Origin of the sequence: Runella sp. (assembly GCF_027484545.1) — a bacterium.
GTDB lineage: Bacteria > Bacteroidota > Bacteroidia > Cytophagales > Spirosomataceae > Runella.
On the sequence record NZ_JAIXST010000238.1, the window covers coordinates 1 to 10,756 of the forward strand.

The window sequence follows — 10,756 nt, forward strand, 5'->3', positions numbered from 1 at the left end:
AAAATCTTGTCGTATTGGCTTGATTGGCGTTTTTTCTTTTTTGCTTCCATGAAGCAAAGTTACAAAAAACATGTGCTTTGCAAAGTACTATTTTTTAATAGAATAAATATGGATAGCGTACCTTTTTGTATCATTTACAGCAGCAGAATATAACTCTACAATGAAGTTTGATTTTGCAAACCTGTAATTAATGATTTTCTGTCCGCCAGGTTCAGTTAATCTTTCTCCAACATACTTCCAGGCATTTTTAACTGTTAATACCTTAGTTTTGAGATTTAAATAATATTGAGAATTGCCTGAATTGAAATCAACAAAAATGGGTTCATTGGGTAAAGAAGTTCTTAATACTCTCATATTGGGGTCAATAGTATTTCGGTATATTATTGTTTTTTCGTTTGAGATTTGACTGTCATAATAATAACCTTTTCCAACTAAAAAAGTATCAAAATCATTTGAAGTCATTTTGCAAATTTTTTGAAGGTCGCTTATTGAAAAATAGTATTGAGCATTTGCGTTTAAAACGACTGTACTAAATAAGACGATTAGTATTTGTTTCATAAATATTGTAGTTAATTTTTTTTGAACTGATTTTTTCTGTCTCGAACGGCCACAAGTTCGTCTTGCGGTAGCCACCAACGGTCCGCGGCTTTGCGTTCGGGCGGGTTCTTTAGCACTGCATTCGATACGAAGAACCACAGTTCAAATATAGCAAAAAGCGTCAAACGAAGCACGAAACCCCGCCTGACGCAAAACCGCTGTTGGCAGTAGTGCTTATTTATTTTATCAGAATACTATCACTTTCCCGACATCATTTTTAGTCAGTCCGTTTGTTGAAATGTCCGTTAATGATAGTGATTTAAAGTCTCTTGAAATATAGTTTACACTTATTAGGTCAACTGCTTTTTGCAACATTTTTCCATTAGCTCCTGTAACTTGCCCTATGAGTTCCACTTTATTTCTCTGTGCAAGTTTTACGAATTTCCCCATCATCAATTTCATCAACCATTTCATAATACCTGGTAAGTTAACACCTGCTTTGTGCATATTTGAAGTATCAACAAACTTTACAGAAACTACTTTTTTAGGTTGCAAAGCAATTGATTTTTTCAGAATGTCATCACCAAGCACGTCAAAAACATAATCAACTTCTTTGATTTTCAACACGTGCGAAAAGTCTTGTGTTTTGTAGTCGATAAATTGGTCAAGTCCTGCTTTGTCTAAAACAGCTTTGTCCGATTGACTGCCTGTGCCAATAACAAAAAGTCCCATTTGTTTGGCTACTTGCAATGCCTGAAACCCAACACCACCGCCAACTCCGTGAATAAGGATTTTTTCACCTTTCTTTGGATTTAGTTGTATCAAACTATCATAGGCTGTAAGCAAAGGCAATGCAATTGTTCCTGCATCCTTAACTTCTATGTTGCTCGGAATTTTGGCACAGTAGTTTGCAGGAATGGTAATTTCTTCTGCCCAAGTTCCAATGTCACTGAACAATCGGTAAAAAATAACGTTGTCACCCACAGAGAAATCTGTAACATTTTTGCCAACTTCCAAAACAATACCAGACCCGTCAATTCCTCCAATTTGTGGATTTTTGTATTTCAAGGAAGGAAAACCCTTCATCAAATCCATATCTACTGAATTGATCCGACTTGATACCATTTTCACTTTTAATTCGCCTGATTGTGTTTTAGGACTTTCTATATTTTGAACTTTCATTGTAGAAAATTCTTTGCCTGCTTTGGTTCTAATGATTGCTTGCATAATTGTAATTTAATGATTTGACAAAATTATTACCTTTGTCCCAATAATAAGTATAGTCAATGATTATGGCTATAGTCTAAAATTATAGACCAATGGAAAATAAAAGAAAAAAAAAAGAATTCAACCCGAATAATTGCCCAGTTACACATTGTCTGAATAAAATAGGTGGCAAATGGAAGCCTGTCATTATTCATTTGATACGAAAAGACTGCAACAGATTTTCTATGTTGCAAAAGGCAATACCTAATATTAGCAAGCAAATGATGGTCAACCAACTTCGAGAGATGGAAGAAGACAAAATTTTGGAACGAATTATTTATGCAGAAATTCCACCAAGAGTGGAATACAAAATTTCAAAATATGGTCAAACTTTGTTGCCAATTATTGATAGTATGTCCGATTGGGGATTGAAGGATTTGAAAAAGTCGTCAAAGTAATTTCTGTCGGTTTTGACGGTCGCTCCTAGCATTACTGCCAACGATTGTATATACGTCACTCAACTGTTTTCAAATGCTTATAACCGCTTGCTGTCGGTTGTTATGGCGTATATTTTGGATTTCTATGCCTAAGCCAGCAGATGTTTGAAATGCTCAGTCCAAACCTAAAGAAAAGTTTTTCAAATATCTAACACATATAACTCACCTATTTTAAGGCGAGGTTAGTGTTTGTCACCAGCCTTTTTTACTTCACTTTTCACTATTCCCCGAAAAAAATGAATGATTTTGGGTAAAAAAGGGCTGTCTTTCCATTTTAGTAGCAAATCCTCCTACACCTTGACTAAAAGCCTTTCTTTCCGGAAAAATGAAAAATCCCCTTTCTTTTCAGAATAAGGCCCTATGGGTTGGCACCAGTTTGTTGTTACTGTATGCGCAGGGGTGTAACGTTCCCAAAAAGAACGCCGTCCAAAAAGACAAATTTGCCGACCACGTTCGGACAACGGAATTTCGGACGCCGGAGCAGGAACGAAAGGGCTTTCAATTACCGCCGGGTTTTGAGATTACGCTTTTTGCTTCCGAGCCGCAGATTGCCAAACCCATCAATATGGAGTTTGATGACCGAGGCCGTTTATGGGTAACGCATTCGACGGAGTACCCAATGCCCGCCGTTCCGGGGGCCGGGAAAGATAAAATCACGATTTTGGAAGATACCAACGGCGATGGCAAAGCCGATCATTTCACGGATTTTCAGGGCGGACTCAATATTCCGATTGGCATTATGCCCGTGTCCGACGGGGCGATTGCATACAGCATTCCCAACGTGTATCATTTTACGGACTCCAACAACGACGGCAAAGCCGACAAGAGCAAAGTGCTGTTTGGCGAGTTTGGGCACAGGGATACGCACGGCATGGTGAGCAATCTGATGCGGGGTTTTGACGGTTGGGTACAATCGTGCCACGGTTATAACAATACGTCCACAATTGCAGGGACGGATGGTGATTCGATTACGATGGTGTCGGGCAATACCTTTCGGTTTCGGCCGGATGGGAGTCGCGTGGAACAAACGACGTACGGGCGGGTCAACCCGTTTGGGTACGCGTACGACGAACGAGGTTTTTTGTATTCGGTCGATTGCCATTCCAAACCCATTTATCAACTGATTAAAGGCGCAGATTATCCGCATTTTGGCAAGAGGCCCACAGGAATTGGTTTTGCGCCCGAAATGATGAGCTATGAATTGGGCTCTACGGCGCTTTCGGGTTTGGTCTATTACCTTGGCGAACAATTCCCCGTCGAATACCGCAACAGTTTTTACAACGGCGACGTGGTCACCTGCAAAGTGAGCCGAAATACGATTACGTTTAAAGGTTCAACGCCCGTTTCCAAAAAAGAAGCTGATTTTTTGGTGAGCGAAGACCCGTGGTTTCGACCCGTAGATGTGAAAGTCGGGCCCGACGGAGCGCTGTACATTGCCGATTTTTACAACCGTATCATCGGCCACTACGAAGTACCGCTGAATCACCCAGGCCGTGACCGGGCGAGCGGGCGGATTTGGAAAATTACGTACAAAGGAAATCAACCCCACCGCGATATTCCCGTCAAAGACTGGTCAAAGGCGACATTGGATGAATTGATGGCGGGTTTGCAGCATCCCCAACTGAACGTGCGCCTGAAAATAGCCGACCGTTTGGTGGATGTTTGGAAAGAAAAAGCAGTGGAGCCCTTGACCAAAATGATGGCGTCGGCTACGACAACGGGACAAACGTTTGTGCAGGGATTGTGGATATTGCATCGTTTGCGGGCGTTACCCGAACCGCTTTTGAACAAAGCCCTGACTCATGCAGACCCTTTGGTACAAGTCCACGGGTTTCGGATTTTCTCAGAGTTTGAAACGCTTAGTGATTCTCACCGAAATTCAGTGATAGAGGCATTGACAAGTAAAGACGCATTTGTACAACGCATTGCGGCCGAAGTGCTTACGCGCTTTCCTGCCTTGGTAAATATCAAACCGTTGATGGCCTTGTATCAGCAAACGAGCGACGAGGACTCGCATTTAAAATATACGGCGTTGCTGGCGTTGCGGACGAATTTGGCGGCCAAAGGCATGATTCAGAAAGTGGCCGCTGCACAATGGAACGAAGACCAACGGAAGGTATTGGTGAAAGCTTCGTTGGATATTCCTTCGGCGGAAGTGGCGCTGTTTGTATTGAATTATCTGAAAACGTACGAATTAACGGCCGAGGAATTTGGCAAAAATCTGGAATACATTGGGCGCTACGTGACCGCTTCTCAACTGAATGAAACGATAGCCTTGGTACAAAAGCAATTCGCGACGAATCAGGACGGGCAATTTGCGTTGTACGGTGCCTTACGGAAAGGAGTGTCCCAAAGCGGTTTGGCAGTGACGCTGCCCATGCAGGAATGGGGAGTAACGATGGCTCGGCATTACTTGGAACTGCCCGTAACGGAAAAAGAAGCTGCGGCGCTCATCGCTCGCCGCGTACAGGCCGCCGATATAGCGGGAGAATTTAAAGTAGCCGCTTTAGAGACTCCATTGCAGAAATGGGTTCAGAGAAAAGGCGCTGATGATAAAGTACGCGTGGCAGCGGCCAATGCGTTAATGACTATTGCCCCTAAAACCAATGTCGCTTTGATTGGGGAAGTATTTCAGGAACGCTCGGAGAGCGTTTCGTTGCGGGAAAAATTGGCCGGTGTTTTGGCCCGTACGCCTTCTCCCGAAATATATGGATTGTTGGAGAAAGGGTTGATTGGCAGTGCCCGCAGTTTGCAGGTGGTGATTTCGGGAGCGTTGGCAAATTCGGAAGAAGGAATTGACCATTTATTACATGCGTTGAAAGAGGAAAATATAAACGTGGATGTGCTGCGTGAAGTGGCCGTAAAAGAAAAATTGGCAGCCAAAATAAATCCAAAACAGCAAGCGCAGTTGGACCAATTGACGGCCGGCAGTGCCAATGAATTTGAAGAAAGACAAAAACTCATTCAGGCACGATTGACCGCTTTTGAAACGGCAAAGGCATCAGCGGAGGCAGGTAGAGCTGTTTTTACCCAAAATTGCAGTACCTGCCACCAAATCAAAGGAACAGGCGGATTGATTGGGCCTCAATTGGACGGTATCGGCAATTGGGGGCAGAAAGCACTCGCTGAAAAGATACTGGACCCGAATCGAAATATTTCGGAAGCGTTTCGGAATTACAACATTACGCTGAACAACGGGCAATCCATGACGGGCCTTTTCCGTCGCACCGAAGGGCAAACAATGGTTTTTGCCAATCCGTCAGGGCAGGAGTTTTCAATAGCCAAAAATGATATCAAAGAATACAAAGCCTCCAAATACACCTTAATGCCCGATCAATTCAGAAACACCATTCCCGAAAAAGACTTTTACGCACTTTTGGGATTTTTGTTGAAAACCAAATGACCAGACTTTCCAAGTTTCCAAAACTTGGAAAGTCTTCACTTACAATAATAAGTAGTCTAGCCCTTACGCCGTTGGTGGATGTTCTCACCCCCAACCTGTCTTGGCAATTAAACACCAAAAAGGGGACAGATTCAAAAGAACAGTAAAAAACTTACATTAAAATACTCATGAAAAATAATAAAAAGCCACTTTTCTTACTTGCTCTTCTGCTATTAGAAATCACCTGTTTTGCCCAAAAAGGAAGAGACGTCAGCTTTACCAAACAAACGCTTACGAAGATGTTCTTTTCGGAAGGCGTAGCCGTAGGCGATGTCAACCACGATGGTAAAAAGGACGTGATGGTGGGTGCTTTTTGGTTTCAGGCTCCCAACTGGGAACGCCACGAAATCGCTAAGGGTGATACGTTTACCGTCAATGGAGGATACAGTAATTCGTTCCTCAATTTCAGCATGGACGTTAATCAGGACGGTTGGATAGATTTGATACGGGTGGATTATCCTGGCATTCCGGTCGTGTGGCACGAAAACCCACAAAATAAGCCCGGACACTGGAAGGTACACACGATCAGTAAATCGTTGGGCAATGAATCACCGTATTTTGGGGACATCGACGGCGACGGCCGACCTGATATTGTGGGTAATGATTCAGAATCCAAGCAGATTATTTGGTTAAAATCTCCCACCAAAAAAGGGGAGATAGAATGGCAAAAGACCGTGATTGCAGAAGGAGATATTCCCGGTACACACCGATTCACTCACGGTTTGGGTTTAGTGGATATGAACGATGACGGCCGCCTGGATGTGCTCATCAAAGAAGGTTGGTGGGAAGCGCCCGTTGACCGCAAACAAACCAATTGGGCGTTTCACAAGGCAAATTTGGGAGAAGATTGCTCACAAATGTATCTCTTGGACGTTAATCAGGACGGGCTGAAAGATGTGATCAGCGCTTCGGCGCACAGCTATGGCATGTGGTGGCACCAACAGGGGAAAGACGGGCAGGGCAACCCAACGTGGACAAAACACGATATTTATAAAGTATTCTCTCAAACCCACGGAGTGAGTTTAGTGGATATAAACGGCGATGGACAGAAGGATTTGGTAACGGGAAAACGGTATTTTGCGCACAATGGCCACGACCCGGGAGAGTTTGAGCCTGCTGTATTGTACTGGTTTGAATTCAAACCCAGTCCTACACCCACCTGGACACCGCACGAAATCGACAATAACTCGGGTGTAGGACTTCACGTTGTCACCGAGGATATGAACAATGACAAAATTCCTGATATTGTAGTTGCCAATAAAAAAGGGGTATATGTGTTTTTGCAGCAGAAATAACCTCATCCCCAGCCCTTCCGCACGGGCGGCCACGTCCTTCCATGAGAAGGGAGTAAAAAATCCCTCGCTTGAAAGGAGATGGATTTAGGGTGAGGTTAAAAAAACAGGTGTCCACAGGACAGCAATTTAGCGGGGAATAACGTAAGTTTGTACTATGAAAGTTGGCTTATTTATTCCCTGCTATGTAGATCAGTTTTACCCGCAAGTGGGTATCGCTACGCTTCAATTGTTGGAAAAGTTTGGTTGCGAGGTTTCCTATCCTGCCAAACAAACGTGCTGTGGCCAGCCCATGGCCAATTCAGGCTACGAACACCTGACTCATGACTGTAATCGACTATTTATTAGTAATTTTTCGGAATACGATTACATCGTTTCGCCTTCAGGAAGTTGCGTATTGCACATTAAAGACCATCTGCACGACGACAAACGAGAGGTGGAAGCTACGCACGTTCGTACGCATATCTACGAACTTACCGAGTTTTTGACAGACATCTTGAAAGTCGAAAATTTAGAGGCTCATTTTCCTCATCGCGTAGGCGTACATCAGAGCTGCCACGGTCAGCGCGGACTTCATGTTGCGCAAATGTCGGAATTGGTCGCGCCGCCTTTTTCCAAACCCGAAAAACTATTGAACATGGTTACCGGTTTAGAGTTAGTCAAGCTCGACCGGTTGGACGAATGTTGTGGCTTTGGCGGAACATTCTGTGTGGCCGAAGAAGCCGTTTCTGTTCGGATGGGAATTGACCGCGTAGACGACCACGTCAAAAACGGCACTCAAATTCTAACAGGGGGAGACATGTCGTGTCTGATGCACTTGGAAGGCGTCATTCGCCGTCGTCAATTGCCGATTAAAGTAATGCACATTGCTGAAATTTTGAACTCGAAATGATTTTCGATTGCTGATTGTCGATTTATGATTGGAAACAGCCATTTGTGATTGCCCATTTTCGATTTGGGATTAGAAATAAAAATTAAATCGGCCATTGACAATCGAAAATTGGAAATAAAAAATGAAGGAAGAGTTAATAAAACGCACGAAGAAGTTTGCGTTATCAGTTATGGATTTTGTGGATGTACTACCTAACAACTCAAAAGGCAAAGTATTAGGTAATCAGTTATTAAGAAGTGCAACGTCAGTGGGGGCCAATTACCGCGCTGCCAATAGAGGAAGGTCAAGGGCTGAATTCATTGCAAAAATAGGAATCGTAGAGGAGGAAGCAGATGAATCTTGTTATTGGTTAGAATTAATGATAGAGGGAAAATTAGTAAAAAAAGAGGATGCAGAATCCTTACTTGAAGAAGCGACTCAATTAACAAAAATCTTTGCTGCCACTCATATTTCTGCAAAAAACAACCGATAAGTATTTTCGATTGTCAATTGTCGATTTATTATTTATTCAATCGACAATCGTACCTCGAAAATAACCCTCAATTGACAATCGTACATCGCAAATCGACATCAATCGACAATCGTACATCGCAAATCGACAATAAAAAAATGAACCACGCTGACGCTGCCGAAAAATTTAATAAAGATTTTGACCGTACTACCTGGCACGATGAAACGCTGTGGTGGGTACGCCAAAAGCGTGACCGTGCGGCTTTTGCCATTCCCGAATGGGAGGCACTGCGCGAAACAGCCTCGCAAATCAAGCACAATGTATTATCAGAGTTGGATAACTACCTCATTGAGTTTGAAAAGAATGCGCAAAAAAACGGCATTACCGTTCACTGGGCAGCTGATGCCCATGAACATAATGAAATCGTCCTTTCGATTCTCAAAAGTCAGGGGGTAACTCAGATGGTGAAGAGCAAATCCATGTTGACGGAAGAATGCCATTTGAATCCGTATTTGGCAGAAAATGGGGTGGAAGTGGTTGATACTGACTTGGGTGAACGGATTGTGCAATTGGCGGGTGAACCGCCAAGCCACATTGTGTTACCCTGTATTCACTGGAAAAAAGAAGAAATCGGGGTGCTGTTTCATAAGCATTTAGGAACACCGGAAGGATGTGCAGACCCCATATTGTTGACCCACGCCGCTCGCGAAAACCTCCGCGAAAAATTTCTGACGCGTCGGGTAGCCATCACAGGTGTGAATTTTGCCGTGGCTGAAACGGGGGAATTTGTAGTTTGTACCAATGAAGGGAATGCCGACATGGGCGCTCACTTGGCCGATGTTCACATTGCCTGCATGGGTATTGAAAAAATTATTCCTAAACGCGAACATCTGGGCGTCTTTCTACGCCTGTTGACGCGCTCGGCTACGGGGCAACCGATTACGACCTATTCAAGTCATTTTGCCAAACCGCGCGCTGGTCAGGAGATGCACATTGTTTTTGTGGACAACGGACGTACGACGCAATTGGGACGCGAAGAGTTTCGTAATTCATTGAAGTGTATCCGGTGCGGTGCCTGCATGAATACCTGTCCTGTGTATCGTCGCAGTGGCGGGCACAGTTATCACAATGCCGTTGCCGGGCCGATTGGAGCAATTTTAGCACCCAATCTGGACATGACAAAGAATGCAGATTTGCCTTTCGCGAGTACGCTTTGCGGAAGCTGTTCCAACGTTTGTCCTGTCAAAATCAATATTCATGAGCAACTCTATGAATGGCGGCAGGTATTGACAAAAAGTGGACATTCTCCCATGGCTAAAACATTGAGTATGAAAGCCATGTCGGCCGTGTTGTCTAATCCTGCGGTGTATCGTTTATCGGGAAAAATCGGTCGTTTTACGATGGCTAATGCACCTTTTGTGGTGAATAATTCACTGAATCCGTGGTTTAAACAACGCGAGATGCCCGAGCCTCCCAAAGAGTCGTTTGGGGAATGGTACAAGAAGAATAGAAGTGAGTAGTCAGAAGTCAGTTTTTAGTGCGAAAGGGATATAAGTTTTCATTAATGCTACAAAACTATAAGTTCAGGCCGAACCCAAATTGTAAATCCAAAATCGACAATCGACAATAAAAAATGAGTCGTGAAAAAATATTGGCTGCGGTTGCCAAAAATAAACCTGCTTTAACTCCTTTGCCCGAAATTCAGAATTTTGGCAATCCATACGCTGATTTAGCAGAACAATTCAAGTCGGTTTTGACGGCGATTGGCGGAGAGGTAGTTGTCGTCAAAGATTGGGACGAAATCAAGACCTATATTGAAACGCATTTTGCAGGGCAGCGCATTGTTACCAATCTGACGGCACTTTCCGCTACAGCGCTGAACAGTTGGTTGAATTCAGACCCACACTCCTTGGAAAACGTGGGACTGGCGGTATTGCAGGGACAATTTGGCGTTGCCGAAAATGGTTCGGTTTGGGTAACCGAGACCGAAATGGGCCAAAGGGCCGCCCCTTTTATTGCCGAAACATTGGCGTTGGTAGTCAAAAAATCAGAAATTGTGCCCAAAATGCACGATGCTTATACTCGTATCGGGAGTGCAAGCTACGGTTTTGGGGCATTCATTGCAGGTCCTTCCAAAACCGCAGACATTGAACAATCGCTTGTTTTGGGGGCGCACGGGCCCAAATCAATGCTTGCGTTTTTGATGGATTAAACTACAAAAGAATGAAATCGTGAATTTTATGCCGAAGGTTAGGGAGAACACCAATCTTCTTTTTAAAAGATAAGAGAGAAAGGCTTGGCGGTGAAACAATACCAATGGTTATACTGCTACACAATTTGAACAATTGAATATTTTTTGAGTTTGATAAATCCTAAGTATATGTCCAAATCTAAATAGCTAACAATCTGATTACTAATATTTTGTAGTCCGTTTCTAAA

General features: G+C 43.5%; 9 protein-coding genes. 7 read left to right on the forward strand and 2 right to left on the reverse strand.

The annotated features are described in order from the left end of the window. Positions 1 to 87: 87 nt before the first annotated feature. Positions 88 to 696, reverse strand: a complete 609-nt coding sequence (locus Q0081_RS21750) for a hypothetical protein (RefSeq protein WP_298358476.1) — start codon at positions 694 to 696, stop codon at positions 88 to 90. An 87-nt stretch (positions 697 to 783) separates the two neighbouring features. Then, positions 784 to 1,764 (reverse strand): NADP-dependent oxidoreductase, encoded by a 981-nt coding sequence (locus tag Q0081_RS21755; RefSeq protein WP_298358479.1) that lies wholly within the window; start codon positions 1,762 to 1,764, stop codon positions 784 to 786. Positions 1,765 to 1,856: 92 nt separating this feature from the next. Between Q0081_RS21755 and Q0081_RS21760 the strand changes: the two genes are divergently transcribed. The 7 genes from Q0081_RS21760 to Q0081_RS21790 all read left to right on the forward strand — a co-directional run bounded on the left by Q0081_RS21760 (position 1,857) and on the right by Q0081_RS21790 (position 10,529). Beyond that, entirely contained in the window at positions 1,857 to 2,201 is a 345-nt protein-coding gene (locus Q0081_RS21760) for a helix-turn-helix domain-containing protein (RefSeq protein ID WP_298358482.1), read from the forward strand. Positions 2,202 to 2,565: 364 nt separating this feature from the next. Next, positions 2,566 to 5,643, forward strand: a complete 3,078-nt coding sequence (locus Q0081_RS21765) for a PVC-type heme-binding CxxCH protein (RefSeq protein ID WP_298358486.1) — start codon at positions 2,566 to 2,568, stop codon at positions 5,641 to 5,643. Between the two features lie 167 nt (positions 5,644 to 5,810). Next, positions 5,811 to 6,977: a VCBS repeat-containing protein gene (locus tag Q0081_RS21770; RefSeq protein ID WP_298358489.1), complete on the forward strand. Its 1,167-nt coding sequence runs from the start codon at positions 5,811 to 5,813 to the stop codon at positions 6,975 to 6,977. A gap of 154 nt (positions 6,978 to 7,131) precedes the next feature. Then, positions 7,132 to 7,866 (forward strand): (Fe-S)-binding protein, encoded by a 735-nt coding sequence (locus Q0081_RS21775; protein WP_298358492.1) that lies wholly within the window; start codon positions 7,132 to 7,134, stop codon positions 7,864 to 7,866. A gap of 121 nt (positions 7,867 to 7,987) precedes the next feature. Next, positions 7,988 to 8,338 (forward strand): four helix bundle protein, encoded by a 351-nt coding sequence (locus Q0081_RS21780; protein WP_298358494.1) that lies wholly within the window; start codon positions 7,988 to 7,990, stop codon positions 8,336 to 8,338. Positions 8,339 to 8,475: 137 nt separating this feature from the next. Beyond that, positions 8,476 to 9,837, forward strand: coding sequence for a lactate utilization protein B (locus Q0081_RS21785; RefSeq protein ID WP_298358497.1), 1,362 nt, complete (start codon positions 8,476 to 8,478; stop codon positions 9,835 to 9,837). A 113-nt stretch (positions 9,838 to 9,950) separates the two neighbouring features. Continuing rightward, complete coding sequence (locus Q0081_RS21790; protein ID WP_298358500.1) at positions 9,951 to 10,529, forward strand: LUD domain-containing protein; 579 nt, start codon at positions 9,951 to 9,953, stop codon at positions 10,527 to 10,529. The last annotated feature ends 227 nt before the right edge of the window (positions 10,530 to 10,756 follow it).

Coding starts and splice junctions, on each gene's coding strand:
- Q0081_RS21755 (WP_298358479.1), bottom strand. CDS start 1,764: ATGCAAGCAATCATTAGAACCAAAGCAGGCAAAGAATTTTCTACAATG.
- Q0081_RS21760 (WP_298358482.1), top strand. CDS start 1,857: ATGGAAAATAAAAGAAAAAAAAAAGAATTCAACCCGAATAATTGCCCA.
- Q0081_RS21765 (WP_298358486.1), top strand. CDS start 2,566: ATGAAAAATCCCCTTTCTTTTCAGAATAAGGCCCTATGGGTTGGCACC.
- Q0081_RS21770 (WP_298358489.1), top strand. CDS start 5,811: ATGAAAAATAATAAAAAGCCACTTTTCTTACTTGCTCTTCTGCTATTA.
- Q0081_RS21775 (WP_298358492.1), top strand. CDS start 7,132: ATGAAAGTTGGCTTATTTATTCCCTGCTATGTAGATCAGTTTTACCCG.
- Q0081_RS21780 (WP_298358494.1), top strand. CDS start 7,988: ATGAAGGAAGAGTTAATAAAACGCACGAAGAAGTTTGCGTTATCAGTT.
- Q0081_RS21785 (WP_298358497.1), top strand. CDS start 8,476: ATGAACCACGCTGACGCTGCCGAAAAATTTAATAAAGATTTTGACCGT.
- Q0081_RS21790 (WP_298358500.1), top strand. CDS start 9,951: ATGAGTCGTGAAAAAATATTGGCTGCGGTTGCCAAAAATAAACCTGCT.